Source organism: Pseudoflavonifractor sp. AF19-9AC (assembly GCF_003478995.1).
GTDB lineage: Bacteria > Bacillota > Clostridia > Oscillospirales > Oscillospiraceae > Lawsonibacter.
This window is the reverse complement of the sequence record NZ_QUGI01000004.1, coordinates 149,710-165,531: the sequence shown is the minus strand read 5'-3', so window position 1 is coordinate 165,531 and position 15,822 is coordinate 149,710. Positions and strand designations below refer to the sequence as shown.

Sequence of the window (15,822 nt, the reverse complement as noted above, 5' to 3'; positions counted from 1 at the left end):
CCAAAGGGCAATTCTCATGCTCAGCCACATTATAGGGGATATTTTGGAAAAACGCAACTGCATCCTGTCAATGCCAGCGGAAAAGACGAGGAGGCCGCCCATTCCGGCGGCCTCCTCGCTCAATTATCCATTCGAACCGAACACATAATCATAAAAGTCGTTTTCTACAATCCGTGCCGTGCAGCTGCGCTTATAGTTGACCAGCTGCTTCATGGCAGAGACGTAGCTCTCCTGCTCTTCCGCCGTCATAGTGACACCGGCGGCAGGTGTGAATTCTTGGGTAAACCGATTATAGAATCCCTTGTCCGACTTCCAGCAATTGGAGCTGAATACAACAAGCCCCTCGCTGTCCGACAGAATATCCGTACCTGCCAGCATTCTGGAATCATATTCCAGCCCAAGGAGATTGGACACAGTAGGCAGAATATCGACCTGGCAGCAGACCTTGTCGACCTGTACCGGTTCCTCCATGCTGGCCGACCACATAATCAGAGTGTTTTTATAAACATCAAAGTCAATGTTATCCTCTTTGATGTTTTCCATATCTTCGGAGCTGCCGAAGGTTTTTCCGGTCAACTCCTCCAGAGTATCTACGTTAAAGTAAGGAATGTGATCCCCGGTAGCCACAATGAGGGTCTTGTCCAGCTTACCCGCCGCCTCCAGCTTCTGCAGAAGCAGCTCCAGGGCGCGGTCCACCTCCATCACGGTGGCGATATAGTTCTGGGTCGTTTCACTATAGGGCAAGGCGCGGACCGTATCCCGGTAGGTGGACACCACTCGGTTATCCGAGTAAGGCATGTGGCCGCTGATGGTCAGATAGTAGACGTGGAAGGGCTGATCGCTGTTGATATAGTCGTCCACGCTGTTTTCAATGACCTGCGTGTCCCGGGCAGGCCAGGCAATGTCACCATTTTCCTTTGTATCCACCATCAGGCCGCTTCCAAACTGTTTCCAGTCGTATCCCAGATTGCTGTGGGAGGCCTGGCGTCCGTACATCTCGTAGTTGCCGTGGTATCCCTTCACCAGGTACCCTTCCCGCCCCAGCTGCTGGGCCAGAGAGAAATAGCAATTGGTTCCCAGTTCTCCGGTGCGCTTCATGGTGATGGGCATGCCGTCCTTGGGATAGAGGCCCAGAAGCGTCTGACACTCTCCGTTGGACGTGCTGGTGAAGTGGAGGGCGGTGTAGTAGTTGTTGAACACAAAGCCCTCGTTGGCCAGCTTGTAGAGTGTGGGGGTGAGCTCGGGATCAATGGCGTAGCCGGAGAAGCCCTCAATGACCAGCTGGATGACGTTATACCCCTCGAACATGCCGGTATATTCATTCTTCTTGCTGGGGGTGACGCTGTTGAAGTAGTTGGCCAGCCAGGCAATGTCATCGTTGCTGGCGCTTTCTGCAATGGCGGCCAGATCCACGTCCATAACGTTGGGCGAGGTATCGATCACCGGCTCATTACCGCCGGTGGAAGTGTCTCCCGAAGAGCTGCCGGAAGAACTGGAAGAGCCGCCGCCCAAGGCATCAAGTCCGCTGAAATCATCGTCCAAGTTGGCCTTGGGCTTGATAATCTGATGCTTCAGGTCCAGACGCAGCATGGTCCAAAGGCCCAGCTGCTCCACCTGGTCGTCGATGTTGGTGTCCACCTGATAGAGCTGCTTGGGGGTCAGATCTCCGCTCCAGGGCAGGTGGATGACTCCCAAACCGACCACATGGAAAATGACTGCACCAGCCAGGACAAGACCGGCAAACCGAATATCAAAGCGTTCAAAACCAAGAAAACGGTTTCCAAAGACAATCAGTAGAATGGTGGGCAGGAAGAGGATAATAATCAGGGGGATGCTCTTTACCACCTGTTCCACAATAACTTCGGAATAGTCTGTCAGCCGGTTCCCCGCTGCCGTACCGATGGTGCTGAGGGGGTAGTAAGACTGAAGAATCTTTTTGGCGATGATCTCCACCACATAGACCAGAGAGAACAGCGCAGTCAGAACCTTTGTCAGAATGCCATTTACTCTCCTGCGGAAGGGCAGGGTCAAAGCGGAAAAGAACAGACCGGCTGCAATGCTGAAAACCAGATATACCGGAATGTAGGCCAGATTGGTTTTCATGCTGATATGGAGAACCAGCTCCAGATACAAAAACAAAACCGGGAAAAATAATACACGCAGCAAGGTCTGAAGTGTCTCAGAGGGAACGTAAGACGAGGAAGCGCGGCTATGATAGACTCGTTTCCCGTTATAGGAATTAGAACGCATTTCTGGAATTACCTCCATATGATCTCATTCGTTCAGCCGATGTCCTGCCGTGGGAAAAGATAATACCGCGGTTTCCATGTATCTTTGTCCCTTCGGCAATCTCATTTTTAACATGATACAGGTGGTTCGTCAAGAGATTTTCAGTTTCACTTAAGATAGACGTATCAAAGGTCCGGTTTGTTTCCGGCAGTTACACAAATTTCGTCACTATTATCCCAACAGAGAAAAGAGATCCAGCTGGCTGGTTTCCGGCATATCCCCAAAGGCGCCAGCCTCCTTTAAAAGCCCGATGTGGGTCTTGGACAGCTTTGGACAGGCGGTGGAGACTTCTTCAATGGATATAAAGTATTTTCCCTTGCGGACCTCCTCCAGAGAAAGGGCAGCCGTTTCACCCAGGCCCGCCACGGAGACAAAGGGCGGCCGCAGAGCGTTATGCTCCTCATCCACAGAGAAATGGAGCGCCTTGGACTCATAGAGATCCATGCGGTCGAAGGTGAAGCCCCGGAGATAGAATTCATAGCAGACCTCCAGTGTGGTGAGCATGTCCTGCTCCACGGCAGAGGCCTCCTTGTCCTTGGCAATGATCTCCCGCATTTTCTTCTGACATACCTCCATGCCACGGCACATATAGGCCTCGTCAAAGGCCTTGGCCCGGATGGAGAAGTAGGCGGCGTAGAAGGCCAGGGGACGGTGAACCTTGAACCAGGCAATGCGGAAGGCCATCATCACGTAGGCCACGGCGTGGGCCTTGGGGAACAGATAGGCGATCTTCTTACAGGAGCCGATGTACCAGTCAGGTACACCTGCCGCCTTCATCTCGTCCTCAGCTCCCTCGGGCAGTCCCCTGCCCTTTCGCACAGCCTCCATGATCTTGAAGGAGCGCTTGGGGGGCATACCCATTTTGATGAGGTAGAGCATGATGTCGTCGCGGCAGCCGATGGCCTCGCCGACGGGGACACCCTGGTTCAGAATCAGGTCCCGGGCATTGCCCAGCCACACGTCGGTGCCGTGGGAGAAGCCGGACAGACGGATCAGAATATCAAACTGCTTGGGCTGGGTCTCCTCCAGCATGCCCCGGACGAAGGAAGTGCCGAACTCCGGGATGGCGGTGCCGCCGGTGGGGCCGAGAATCTTGTCATTCTCATAGCCAAGGGCCTTGGAGGAGCTGAACAGAGACATGGTGTCCGGGTCGTCCAGAGGGATCTCCCGGGCATTGACGCCGGTCAGATCCTCAAGCATACGAATCATGGTGGGATCATCGTGTCCCAGCATGTCCAGCTTCAGGAGGTTACTTTCCATGGAGTGATATTCGAAATGGGTAGTGATGATATCGCTGTTGGGGTCATCCGCCGGGTGCTGGACGGGACAGAAGTCGTAGATCTCCTTGTCCTGGGGGATGACCACCATGCCGCCGGGGTGCTGGCCGGTGGTCCGCTTGACGCCGGTGCAGCCGATGGCCAGGCGGTTTTCCTCCGCCTTGGAGGCGCTCTTTCCCTTTTCCTCCAGGTATTTCTTTACATAGCCGAAGGCGGTCTTCTCTGCCACCGTGCCGATGGTGCCCGCACGGAACACGTGAGTCTGACCAAAGAGTTCAAAGGTGTAGCGGTGGGCATTGGCCTGGTACTCACCGGAGAAGTTCAGGTCGATATCGGGGACCTTATCGCCGCCGAAACCCAGGAAGGTTTCGAAGGGGATGTTGAAGCCGTCCTTGACGTACTTGGTGCCGCACACGGGACACACCGCGTCGGGCATGTCCGCGCCGCAGCCGTAGCCGTTGGCGGGGCCAAATTCAAAGTCAGAATGCTTACATTTGGGACAGCGGTAGTGGGCGGGCAGAGAGTTTACCTCCGTAATGCCCGACATGAAAGCCACCAGAGAGGAACCCACCGAACCACGGGAGCCCACCAGATAGCCGTGCTCCAGAGAGTTCTGTACCAGCTTCTGAGCGGACATGTAAATGACGTCGTACTTACATCGGATGATGTCGCCCAGCTCCGCCTCAATGCGGTCCACCACAATCTGCGGGGGATTTTCGCCATACAGCTCGTGGGCCTTACCCCATACCAGACGCTTCAGCTCTCCATCAGAGTCCTCCAGCTTTGGAGCAAACAGGCCCTGGGGCAGCGGCTCAATTGGGTCGCACCAGTTGGCGATGAGGTTGGTGTTGGTCACCACGACCTCTTTGGCCTTGTCCTCTCCCAGATAGGCAAATTCCTTGAGCATTTCGTCGGTGGTTTTGAAGTAGATGGGCAGCGGCTCGTCCGCGTCCTCGAAGCCCTTGCTGGCCAGGAGAATGTGGCGGTAAACTTCATCCTCCGGATCCAGGAAGTGGACGTCGCCGGTGGCGCACACCGGCTTGCCCAGCTCTTCGCCCAGTTTCACGATGGTGCGGTTGAAGTCCCGCAGCTCTTCCTCGCACTTCACCATGCCCTTGCGCAGCATGAACTGATTGTTGCAGATGGGCTGAATCTCCAAATAGTCGTACCAGGAGGCGATGCGCTTGAGCTCGTCCCAGTTTTTGTCGGCTACCACCGCCTGGAAGAGTTCCCCGGCCTCACAGGCCGAGCCAATGATGAGGCCCTCACGGTTCTCGTTAATGAGGGACTTGGGCATGATGGGGACCCGCTTGAAGTGCTCCAGATGGGACAGGGAAATGAGCTTGTAGAGGTTGCGGAGCCCCGTCTGATTCTTGGCCAGCACAATGAGGTGCTTGGCCTGGCGGCGGGCCTTGCCTTTCTTCCGAAGTCTGGGCATATAGCCGTTGATCTCACCCAGACTGTGCAGCCCTGCCTCCTCCAGCATCTTGAAGAACGGGGGCAGCATATAGGCCACTGTAGCCGCGTCGTCGCTGGCCCGGTGGTGGTTAAAGGCAGGCAAATGAAGGTGCTCTGCCACAATGTCCAGCTTGTATTTTCCAAGGTCGGGCAGCAGGTTCTGAGCCAGGATCAGGCTATCCACCGAGGGGTTATGGAATGGGAGGCCATATTTGCGGCAGCCTGCCGCAATGAAGCCCATGTCAAACTCGGCGTTGTGGGCGGCCAGAGGCCGGTCTCCTGCAAATTCCAGAAAGGCTTGCAGGGCCTCCTTCTGGGAGGGCGCACCCACCAGCATCTCATCGGTGATGCCGGTGAGCATGATGATCTCCTGGGATAAAATCCGTCCGGGGGCGGCAAAGGTATTGAAGCGGTCGGTGATCTCACCATTTTTCAGGATAACGGCTCCGATTTCAATGATAACCTCATGCTTTTTATTGAGACCCGTGGTCTCAATGTCAAAGCAGACAATTTCGTCGGAAAAATCAGCGTTGGTTTCCCCGTGAACCACCACCCGGTCGTCCACATCGTTTACAAAGTAGGCCTCCACGCCATAGAGCAGCTTGATCTTCTTGGCCGAATGCCATGCGTCCGGGAAGGACTGAGCCACGCCGTGGTCGGTGATGGCGATGGCCGGGTGGCCCCAGGATTCCGCCCGCTTCACCACATTTTTGTCCGGCCCCAGCTTGGGGCCCACGGCAGTGAGGGCATCCATGGAGGACATGGTGGTGTGTAGGTGGAGCTCCACCCGTTTTTCGGGAGCGGTGTCCTCCTTCACCTTCTTTTCTGCCACCGCTACCGCCACGGGCTCCAGCACCATGTCGTTATAGAAGCGGTCCAAATTCAAGCGCCCCTGAATCTTCAGGTGCATTCCCTTCTTGATGCCGTCCACCATGGGCTTCCCCTCGTCTCCGGGAAAGAACTTATTGACCCGGATGGAGCCGGTGTAGTCGGTGACGTCAAAAGCCACCACCCAGGCACCGCGCTTTTTCAGCTCCCGGTTATCAATGGCAAACACATCGCCCTCTACCACTACCATGCCCATATCCAGCTCCAATTCCCCAATGGGAACCGGAGCCCTGGAGATGGCCTTGCCGAAAATGGCCTTACCGGCAGACTTCTTCTCCCCTTTGTGGACCGTGGGGCTGACCGCGGCCCGCTTCAGAGCGGCCTGGCGGATGGCCTCCGCCCGGGCAAAGGCATCTTGAGGCGTCTGAGGGGCAGAAGAAGGCGCCGCTTGGGTTGATTCAGAGGGTGCGGGCTCGTTGACGGGTGCCGTCTGCGCCGGTGCCTCGTGCTTGGGCTGAGCAGGGGCCGCCGGGGCGGGCGCAATTTTGACGGAGGAGAGACCGTAGGCCCTGGATAGGGTCTCCTCTGCCTCGCGGATCAGGTTGCTCCCTGCGCCATCTGCGCCTTCCACCACGATTTTGGCACTTCGGGTGGCCTTATCAATGGCGGCTGACACAATGAGCCAGCCCTCCACCGCCTGGGCCAACTCGGTCCAGCGGCGCAGGGCGGAAAACATCTGTAAAAATGGTATCTTCTTCGACATTCGTCAACTCTCCGTTACAATAAATCCGGGACATATCCGAAATGGTTCGGCCATTCTCCCTAGAACATGGCCCCACCGTTCAAAAGCTGGGAAACGCCTCTCCCAAAGGAGAGACATTTCCGGAATCTGTGGTTTTACAGGGTATCAATGAGGGCAAAGAGCTCATCCACCAGTTGGTCCTGGGGGACTTTTTTAATGATCTGTCCTCTCTTGAACAGCAGGCCCTCCCCTACTCCGCCTGCAATGCCGCAGTCTGCGGCGCTGGCCTCTCCCGGGCCATTGACCACGCAGCCCATGACGGCCACGGTAATGGGCTTGTCTACTTCCTTGAGGCGTTCCTCCACCTCATTGGCCAGAGCAATCAGGTTGATGCGTGTACGGCCGCAGGTGGGACAGGACACCAGCTCGGCTCCCTCACGACGAATGCCGGCGGCCTTGAAGATTTCCCGGGCGGCGTACACCTCCTGCACCGGGTCGGCGGACAGAGAGACCCGCATGGTGTCTCCAATTCCCAGAGCCAACAGCCCGCCAATGCCCACCGCAGATTTCAGAGTGCCCATCCGAACGGTCCCGGCCTCAGTCACCCCAATATGTAAAGGATAATTACTTTGCTGGCTCATCAACTGATAGGCCTTCATGGTAATGGGCACACTGGAGGATTTTAACGAGACGCAGATGTCATCAAAGTCAAACTGCTGGAGCAGACGAATGTGGCCGAAGGCGGATTCCACCATGGCCTCGGGGCATACCCGGCCATATTTGGCCAGCAATTCCTTTTCCAGAGAGCCTCCGTTCACCCCAATGCGGATGGGGATCCCACGCTGGCGGCAGGCGTCTGCCACCGCCTTCACCTTGTCCGCACCGCCGATGTTGCCCGGATTGATGCGCACTTTATCTGCGCCGGCCGCAATGGCCTCCAGGGCCAGCTTATAGTCAAAGTGGATGTCCACCACCAGAGGCAGAGGACAATTCTCTTTGATCTTTCCCACAGCCTTGGCCGCCGCCATATCGGGTACGGCGACCCGGACAATATCGCAGCCGGCAGCGGCCAGGGCCCGGATTTGAGCGAGCGTGGCCTCCACGTCATCAGTACGGGTATTGGTCATGGACTGAATGGAAATGGGAGCTCCGCCGCCAATGGTGACGCCTCCCACCTGAATTGCTTTTGTCATGTCAGACTCCCCTTTCGGGCTTAATGTCCAAATATTTTTCCCACGTCGCTGAGGGTGACTACCAGCATCAGCCCCATCAGCGCAGCCAATCCCGCCATATGAACATATCCCTCATACTTAGGGGAAATTTTGCGGCGGAACAGCAGGTACAAAACGCCGTTCAGCAGCAGGAAGAAAATCCGGCCGCCGTCCAGTGCGGGCAGAGGCAGCAGATTCATGACTGCCAGGTTGACAGCAATAAGCGCAGCAAAGAAGGCCAGATTCATCGCGGCATCCATCGCTGTGGCAGACTGCTCACCCACTTCGGTCATAGTATCCACGATGCCCACCGGACCGGACAGTTCACGGATGCCCACCTGGCCGGAAATCAGCGTTCCCAGACTGGTCCAAACCACTTCTACCATATCTACGGCACTGTACCAGCTAAACAAAAGGCGCTCCCCGAAACCGGCATCGTAGGCAGCAAAGCTTTTGCTGATTCCACGGAGATTGGTGACGGTCCCATCCTCGGCCACACGCTCCTGTCGGGGCATATAAACGTCCTTTAAGGTGATTCGTTCTCCATTTCGGGAGATCACGAAGTCGACGTTATCTCCGGCGGCCTCCAGGGCAGACAGCATCCGGTCTTGACCATATAGACTGAACATACGCTGACCATTGATGGACAACACAATGTCGCCCTCCTGCAGTCCGCAGTTCTCCAGTCCGTAGCCATCCAGAAAACCGGCCACCACCGGCATGGCGATGCCCGACAATTGAAAGAGAAGAACGGCCAGGATGATTATGCCGGTCAAAAAGTTCATGGCAGCACCGGCACACAGAATAAGGATCTTCCGCCAGCCACTGGCCCGACCAAAGGACCGGGGGTCGGCGGAGTTGTCCTCCTCCCCTTCCATGGCACAGTAGCCGCCTATGGGAAGAACGCGAAGGCTGTAAAGCGTCTCGCCTTTCTCTCTGCTGAACACAGCGGGACCCATCCCGATGGAGAACTCATTGACCTTCACACCCAGCAGCTTAGCCGTGAGGAAATGCCCCAACTCATGGGTGGCAATGAGTACACCGAAGATTAAGATGCCGATGATGATATAAAGCATAGTACCTCCAATACTGGCAGTGTAAGGAACGTCAACCTACTGCCTCACGGGCGGCCCGGTCCGCCTCCAGCACATCCTTCAGGCCGGGATTGAAGCGAACGGGCACCTGCTCCATAGCCCGAGCCACCTGTTCAGCAATGTCCAGGAACCCAATTTTACCTGCCAGGAACTGAGCCACGGCCGCTTCATTCGCACCGTTGAGAATGGCTCCAGCAGTCCCTCCGGTCCTGGCCGCCTGAAGGGCCAAATCCAAGCAACGAAAGGTTTCAAGATCCGGATTTCCAAAGGTGAGAGGGCCGCAATTCCACAAATCCAATTCGGTCGCCGGTCCCGGTACACGCTTTGGGAACGTCAGTGCATACTGAATGGGCAGACGCATATCCGGTGCACCCAACTGGGCAATCATGGCATTATCACAGTATTCCACCAGGGAATGGATAATACTCTCGCGATGCACTACAACGGAAATTTTTTCCGGCGGCATGTGGTAAAGATGCATGGCCTCAATGACTTCCAACCCTTTGTTCATCAACGTGGCGGAGTCAACCGTAATTTTTGCTCCCATGGACCAGTTGGGATGCCGTAAGGCATCTTCCCTTGTCATTCCCTTTAATTCTGCGGCTTTTTTCCCGTAGAAGGGGCCACCGGAGCAGGTAAGAATCAGTCGTTTGACCTCTCCTCGGTCCCGATTGCCCTGCAAACATTGGAAAAGTGCGGAGTGCTCGGAATCCACGGGAATGATCTCCGCTCCATAGTCTTTAGCCTCCTCCAGAACTAGAGTTCCGGCACAGACCAGGGTTTCCTTGTTGGCAAGGCCGATGCGCTTTCCTTCTCGAATGGCAGCCAAGGTAGGACGCAAGCCTACCATACCCACCACAGCGGTAATGACCGTGTCGGCGCTGGGGATGACCGCCGCCTCCAAAAGGCCCTCCATTCCACCAGCCACACGGATGTCTGTATCAGCCAGTCGAACCCGCAAGTCAGCGGCAGCCTCTTCGTCCATCATGACGGCCAGTTCCGGATGGAATTGTCTGGCCTGTTCCTCCAGCTTCTGTACGCTGGAGTTTGCCGTCAATGCGGCCACACGCATGCCGCAGGCGGCAATCACCTCTAATGATTGCCGCCCGATGGATCCAGTTGAACCTAAAATAGAAACACAACTGCTCATATCTATCACCTATTGCGGCTAACATGCCGCGGTCCATTTCTTAGTGAAATGCGGGAAGAAGCTCCACCAACAGTAACAGCAGAGGTGCGGCAAACGTCATGGAGTCGAACCGATCCAGCATACCGCCGTGTCCCGGGAGTAAATTGCCGTAATCTTTAATTCCGTACTGCCGTTTGATGAAGGAAAAAGAGAGGTCGCCCAACTCTGTGATAGCGCTACCTAGAAGCCCATAAAGAGCCATAATGGGCAGAGAAACCTCCAGATGGGCAAACTGCTGGAGGATGACTCCATACAGCAAGAGAAATACAGCGCCGGATAAGATTCCGCCGATATAGCCCTCCAGGGATTTCTTGGGACTTACCATGGTGATGCCGCGGTGCTTACCCAGGAAAACGCCTGCAAAATAGGCACCGGCATCGGTCAAAAATGCGCAGATAACGGGCAGGAGTACCAGATACTTTCCGTGCTCCATATCCTTAAGCTCCACCAGCGCAGACAGGAACAGGGGAATAATGAGTCCACCAAACAGGCAGACCATAATCTGCTCTGTTTTAATGGCACGGTCCGTTCCATACAGCTTGATCGCCAGCAAAAACAGCGTTACCATCAAGAAGAGGGCCGCCGCCCGTATATACCAGCTACCATATCCAAAGTACAGGCATCCCCCGGGGATCAGTGCCGCTGCAATGGCTGTATAGGCGTACATGCCGTTGTGGTGAGCCACCTTTGTCGCCCGCAGGAGCTCAAAGGAAGCCACAGCACAGATGGCAGAAATCAGCACCGCCAGCCAAATCGGCGGAAGGAAAAACAAAACAATAAAAAAGAGCGGGGCCAGCACCACGGCCACAACAATTCGTGTCACCATATGGGTTACACACCTCCGAAACGGCGGCTGCGGCTTTGGTAGGCCGCAATGGCCCGGTGGAGCTCCTCTTTGGAGAAGTCCGGCCAGAGCACGTCCGTGAAGTAGAACTCCGCATAGGCGGACTGCCAGAGCAAAAAGTTAGACAGCCTCAGTTCTCCGCTGGGGCGGATGATGAGATCAGGATCCGGAATATCCTTGGAATACAAATAACCGCCGAACTGCTCCTGGGTCAAATGGTTCGGGTCTGCCTTCCCGTCCATACAGTCTCGGGCATAGGCTTGGGCAGCGTGCAGCAACTCGTCACGCCCGCCGTAGTTCAGGCAAATATTGACCTGACAGCCGTCATAATGGGTGGAAATTTCCTGCGTGCGCTCACAAAGCTCACGCAGTTCCGGTGTCAAAGGCGAGAGATCCCCGAAAAAAGCCATCTTTACCCGGTCCCGTTCCATCTTGGAAATAGCTTCCAGAAGGTACTTTTTCAGGAGCCCCATGATAGCGGAGACCTCTTCTTCCGGGCGTTTCCAGTTTTCTGTGGAAAAGGCGTAGACGGTCAGGTACTCCAAGCCAATGTCTTTGCAATAAGTAGCAATGGAACGAAAGGTTTCCGCACCCGCGGCATGGCCGGCAGTACGGGGCAGCCCACGTTTTTTGGCCCAGCGTCCATTGCCGTCCATAATAATGGCAATGTGGCGGGGCAAATGCTGCAAATCCGCCTGAGGCTGAGCCGGAGTAGATTTCTTCTGAAAAAAGGCCATGACAGGCACCTCGCTCCGACCCGGCCCCAATCTGTTATAAGGGCTGTCCGGGTCGTATTTCTAAAACCAGCAAAGGGCCGCGGCGGCCGGCCATCCGGCACCGCGGCCATAAGCGCAGCGGTATGGATTACACCGCCATCAGTTCTTTTTCCTTGACGGCAGTCAGCTCATCAATATCCTTGCAGCGCTTGTCGGTGAGATCCTGCAGCTCTTTTTCCAGCTGCTTCTGGTCATCTTCCGTAATGTCACCGTTCTTTTTCATCTTCTTGAAGTCTTCCATGGCGTCCCGGCGGATGTTGCGCACGGCAACCTTGCCGTCTTCGCCGTACTTGCGCACCTGCTTGGACAGATCCTTACGGCGCTCCTCGGTCAGCTGCGGGAATGCTAGGCGAATGACACGGCCATCGTTCTGAGGATTGATGCCCAGGTCGGAGGTCTGAATCGCCTTCTCAATCGCCTTGAGCAGAGAACCATCCCAAGGCTGAATCACCAGCGTACGGGGGTCCGGGGAGGAAATGGCGGCCACCTGATTCAGCGGAGTGGGGGTGCCGTAATATTCCACTAAAATACGGTCCAGCACACCGGCGTTGGCACGGCCGGCCCGGACAGAGGCAAAGTTTGCTTTGACGACCTCAATGGTCTTAAGCATCTTCTCGTCATACACCTTATTTTCGGGACTCATGGTCTTACTCCCTTTCCGTTTTTATTTTCTGGGTTGGTGTGCCTTCAGCCACCTACGATGGTACCGATCTTCTCCCCCATCACGGCGCGGATAATGTTCTCAGGATCTTTCAGCGCAAAGAGCAGAACGGGAATCTTGTTGTCCATGGACAAAGAGGTGGCGGTGGAATCCATCACCTTCAGGTGCTGCGCCAGCACGTCATCATAGGTAATGGCATCATACTTGATAGCAGCAGGATCCAGCTTGGGATCGGCGGAATAGACGCCATCAATATTCTTGGCCAGCAAAATGACATCCGCATCAATCTCAGCGGCGCGGAGCACTGCGGCGGTATCGGTGGAGAAGAACGGATTACCCGTGCCGCAGCCGAAAATGACCACGCGTCCCTTTTCCAGATGACGAATGGCCCGGGAACGGATATAGGGCTCGGCCATGGCCCGCATCTCCACGGCAGTCTGCACGCGGACAGGGACCCCCTTCTGCTCCAGCACATCGGCCACAGCCAGGGCATTAATTGCGGTGGCCAGCATACCCATATGGTCGGCACGCACACGTTCCATCTGATCGCCGCCGTCCTTTACGCCGCGCCAGAAGTTACCGCCGCCGACCACGACGCCCACCTGGACACCCAACTCGACGCAGCGCTTGATAACGTCACACACCTGACCGATGACATGGAAATCAAGGCCGCGGACCTGATCACCCGCCAGGGCCTCACCACTGATCTTCAACAAAACTCGTTTATACTTAGGCTGCTCCATGGGAACCACTCCTTGTGTTACAATTCTTGCCTGTCTATTTTAATATAATTCTCCTCTTTTGCATAGAGGAAAGTGAAAAGTTTTTTATGTCCAAAGAGTTAATTTTTTTGGTCCTCTATTAAACCATGTCAAAGGAACAAGCAAAAAAGATTGCGGGAAGTCTGTCTGCTTCAGACCTCCCGCAAAGATTTAGGATACTTTTCTCAAAACGGTGCGATTTCCCGAGTGATAGATAGGCTTCCAGTCCACTTTGCGGACCAGGGCGCTGAGGGAAATGGGAATGTAAGTAAACATGAAGATGGGGAACGTGAAGACGTACAGCAGCTTCTTATACCCCGGAATCTGAATCTGTTTCCACTCGCACAGTACAGTCAAAACGCCGTAGAGCAGAAGGCCAAGATAGAAATTGAAGATCGTGCCAAAAATAAATTGAGTGGATACCTCAATGACACGGGGAATCAGATACTCCGGTCCGAACATGCAGGCCAGACAAAGAACACCATTGAAGGCCAGCATAGCCAGGGTCAGAAGCATTCCAGGTGCTACGGTCACAAACATATCGTAGCAGGACCAGCTCTTCAGACTGGGCCGGGACAGGAAGTTCCGAATCAGGCGGCCGCTGTAGTTGGAGTTCACCTGATAGAAGCCCTTGGACCAGCGCATCCGCTGATTCCAGGACTGCTGGAAGGAGGTGGGCTGCTCATCATAAATGACAGCCTTCTCGCAATAGCCAATCCGCTGTCCCTTCAGAGCGCAGCTGACCGAAAATTCAATATCCTCAGTCAGCAGATGGTAGGGCCAGCCTCCATTTTCACGAATCACGTCGGCAGAGACCAGGAAGCCGGTACCGGATACGTGACAGTTGGAACCCAACATCATACGGGGGGCATTCAGGAAACGGGCTTCCCGCAAAAACCAGATGGCATAACCGGCGGAAATCCAGTTTGCTCCAAAGTTGCTGGAGTTGCGGTAACAGGTAATGGCAGCATATTTGCCGCTGTCGAAGACCTTGTTCATCTCAGCAGTAAACTGGGGATCCACCAGATTATCCGCGTCAAAAATCATATAGCCGTCATAAATATCACGGCCTTCCTGACGCAAGGTACGGAACAGATAGTCCAGGGCGTATCCCTTGCCCTTCTGACGCTGATTGAACCGCTCATATACGATGGCGCCCGCGCGGCGGGAAACCTCTGCCGTATGGTCAGTACAGTTGTCTGCCACCACGTAAATATCCAAATATTCCTTGGGGTAATTTTGCTGTTTCAGGCACTCGATTAGTGTTCCGATAACCCCTTCTTCGTTTCGTGCCGAAATAACGGCGGCATAGCGGTGATACTTGTGGGCTTCCGGAACGTGAAGTCCTTTCCTGCGGATCAAGCCCATACACAAATAACCAAGCTGGTAGATGTAGATCGTGGTAAACAAAACTGCCAGCAAGAAATTAAAACTTTCCAACATTTGAATTACATTCATAGTAAAACACCTTTAGCGAAGACTAGGATAGCTCTCATTCTTTTTGATACCGACCTATCATAGCACGGCTTTTAAATATTGCAAGATTATTTCGCAAGTATTAATAAAAAGTTAAAAATTCATTCACAGCTTTGGGAGGTCAAGCGCAAATTTGTTTGAAAAATATTTTCATTTTTCTCTTCTCTCGTGCATTTTAATCGTTATGTGCTTTGAAATTGATTTAAAATAAAAATATAAATTAAGTGCTTGCATTTCCGAATCATCTTACGTATAATAAGTAAGGACAACTGAATCCAATGTCTTCAGGGCGGGGTGAAATTCCCCACTGGCGGTACAGTCCGCGACCGGGCTCATGTTTATGAGTCCGCTGACCCGGTGAAACTCCGGGACCAACGGTTATAGTCCGGATGGAAGAAGATGTGTGTAAAACAATTTACACGCAATGTTTGCGTGTGCGCGCACCTCCTTAATTGTTTTGACACCTGGAAGGCATGGGCTTTTCAGGTGTACCAAAACAAGTAAGGAGTGTTTTTTATGTCTGAACCCATTACCGCACGTACCCAGACCCGTACCGCACGCATGAATACCAAGGTTATGGTGAGCATGGCCATGCTCACTGCCATCGCCTACATCGTCATGCTGATGTCCAAGCTGATGCCCAGTGTTATGTTCCTGGATTTTGATTTTAAGGACGTAGTCATCTGTATTGCTGGATTTACCTTCGGTCCTCTTTCTGCGGCCATTATCTCCATTTTGGTAGCCTTTATTGAGATGATCAGTATCAGCACCACCGGTATTATCGGCTTTATTATGAATGCCCTGGCCACCTGCGCCTTCTGCTGCACCGCCTCCTTTGTCTATAAGAAGATGCACACCAAGAAGGGCGCTGTCCTGGGACTGAGTCTCGGCGTAGTGTGCCTGGTCGTTGTGATGCTGCTGTGGAATTACCTTATCACCCCTATGTATATGGTGGGGTTTTCCCGTGCTGATGTGGCTGCCCTGCTACCCACTCTGTTCCTTCCCTTTAACCTGGCCAAGGGCGGTATGAACATGGCTGCCACCCTGCTGCTCTATGCCCCCGTGGTCACTGCCCTGCGCAAAGCCGGCGTGGTGCCTCCCTCCCAGAACAGCCAGGGCAAGAAGATGAATGCGGGCTTTGTCCTCTTTTCCTTCGCCCTGCTGGCCACCTTTGTGGTGTTTGCCCTTGTGCTGGCCGGTGTAATCTGATTCAATT

11 protein-coding genes and 1 riboswitch are annotated in these 15,822 nt (G+C 54.5%); of the genes, 1 reads left to right on the top strand and 10 read right to left on the bottom strand.

Annotation, left to right across the window (positions count from 1 at the left end; translation table 11 throughout):
• Positions 1-123: 123 nt before the first annotated feature.
• From DWX58_RS08495 to DWX58_RS08450, 10 genes are all read right to left on the bottom strand, one after another.
• Positions 124-2,103, bottom strand: coding sequence for an LTA synthase family protein (locus tag DWX58_RS08495; protein ID WP_199648741.1), 1,980 nt, complete (start codon positions 2,101-2,103; stop codon positions 124-126).
• A 357-nt stretch (positions 2,104-2,460) separates the two neighbouring features.
• A complete protein-coding gene (locus DWX58_RS08490) occupies positions 2,461-6,615 on the bottom strand; it encodes a PolC-type DNA polymerase III (RefSeq protein WP_118642877.1) in 4,155 nt (1,384 codons plus the stop codon).
• A gap of 134 nt (positions 6,616-6,749) precedes the next feature.
• Entirely contained in the window at positions 6,750-7,787 is a 1,038-nt protein-coding gene (ispG, locus tag DWX58_RS08485; protein ID WP_118642875.1) for a flavodoxin-dependent (E)-4-hydroxy-3-methylbut-2-enyl-diphosphate synthase, read from the bottom strand.
• A 20-nt stretch (positions 7,788-7,807) separates the two neighbouring features.
• Entirely contained in the window at positions 7,808-8,881 is a 1,074-nt protein-coding gene (locus DWX58_RS08480) for a M50 family metallopeptidase (RefSeq protein WP_118642873.1), read from the bottom strand.
• 31 nt (positions 8,882-8,912) lie between these two features.
• Positions 8,913-10,049 carry a 1-deoxy-D-xylulose-5-phosphate reductoisomerase gene (locus tag DWX58_RS08475; protein WP_199648739.1) on the bottom strand — a complete coding sequence of 379 codons (1,137 nt, stop codon included), beginning with the start codon at positions 10,047-10,049 and terminating at the stop codon, positions 8,913-8,915.
• Positions 10,050-10,089: 40 nt separating this feature from the next.
• Complete coding sequence (locus tag DWX58_RS08470; protein ID WP_118642871.1) at positions 10,090-10,914, bottom strand: phosphatidate cytidylyltransferase; 825 nt, start codon at positions 10,912-10,914, stop codon at positions 10,090-10,092.
• A gap of 5 nt (positions 10,915-10,919) precedes the next feature.
• Positions 10,920-11,669, bottom strand: a complete 750-nt coding sequence (locus DWX58_RS08465; protein ID WP_118642869.1) for an isoprenyl transferase — start codon at positions 11,667-11,669, stop codon at positions 10,920-10,922.
• A 127-nt stretch (positions 11,670-11,796) separates the two neighbouring features.
• Complete coding sequence (frr, locus tag DWX58_RS08460) at positions 11,797-12,351, bottom strand: ribosome recycling factor (protein WP_118642867.1); 555 nt, start codon at positions 12,349-12,351, stop codon at positions 11,797-11,799.
• Between the two features lie 44 nt (positions 12,352-12,395).
• Positions 12,396-13,112, bottom strand: coding sequence for a UMP kinase (pyrH, locus tag DWX58_RS08455; RefSeq protein ID WP_118642865.1), 717 nt, complete (start codon positions 13,110-13,112; stop codon positions 12,396-12,398).
• Positions 13,113-13,301: 189 nt separating this feature from the next.
• Complete coding sequence (locus tag DWX58_RS08450) at positions 13,302-14,588, bottom strand: glycosyltransferase family 2 protein (protein ID WP_118642863.1); 1,287 nt, start codon at positions 14,586-14,588, stop codon at positions 13,302-13,304.
• Between the two features lie 294 nt (positions 14,589-14,882).
• Positions 14,883-15,011, top strand: a riboswitch (FMN riboswitch).
• Between the two features lie 111 nt (positions 15,012-15,122).
• On the opposite strand from DWX58_RS08450, the gene DWX58_RS08445 reads away from it, so the two are divergent.
• Positions 15,123-15,815 (top strand): ECF transporter S component, encoded by a 693-nt coding sequence (locus DWX58_RS08445; RefSeq protein WP_243093368.1) that lies wholly within the window; start codon positions 15,123-15,125, stop codon positions 15,813-15,815.
• The last annotated feature ends 7 nt before the right edge of the window (positions 15,816-15,822 follow it).

Bases quoted from the DNA above. Each gene is read 5' to 3' on its own strand.
- DWX58_RS08495 (WP_199648741.1), bottom strand. From the start codon at position 2,103: ATGAAAACCAATCTGGCCTACATTCCGGTATATCTGGTTTTCAGCATT.
- DWX58_RS08490 (WP_118642877.1), bottom strand. From the start codon at position 6,615: ATGTCGAAGAAGATACCATTTTTACAGATGTTTTCCGCCCTGCGCCGC.
- ispG (WP_118642875.1), bottom strand. From the start codon at position 7,787: ATGACAAAAGCAATTCAGGTGGGAGGCGTCACCATTGGCGGCGGAGCT.
- DWX58_RS08480 (WP_118642873.1), bottom strand. From the start codon at position 8,881: ATGCTTTATATCATCATCGGCATCTTAATCTTCGGTGTACTCATTGCC.
- DWX58_RS08475 (WP_199648739.1), bottom strand. From the start codon at position 10,049: ATGAGCAGTTGTGTTTCTATTTTAGGTTCAACTGGATCCATCGGGCGG.
- DWX58_RS08470 (WP_118642871.1), bottom strand. From the start codon at position 10,914: ATGGTGACACGAATTGTTGTGGCCGTGGTGCTGGCCCCGCTCTTTTTT.
- DWX58_RS08465 (WP_118642869.1), bottom strand. From the start codon at position 11,669: ATGGCCTTTTTTCAGAAGAAATCTACTCCGGCTCAGCCTCAGGCGGAT.
- frr (WP_118642867.1), bottom strand. From the start codon at position 12,351: ATGAGTCCCGAAAATAAGGTGTATGACGAGAAGATGCTTAAGACCATT.
- pyrH (WP_118642865.1), bottom strand. From the start codon at position 13,112: ATGGAGCAGCCTAAGTATAAACGAGTTTTGTTGAAGATCAGTGGTGAG.
- DWX58_RS08450 (WP_118642863.1), bottom strand. From the start codon at position 14,588: ATGAATGTAATTCAAATGTTGGAAAGTTTTAATTTCTTGCTGGCAGTT.
- DWX58_RS08445 (WP_243093368.1), top strand. From the start codon at position 15,123: ATGTCTGAACCCATTACCGCACGTACCCAGACCCGTACCGCACGCATG.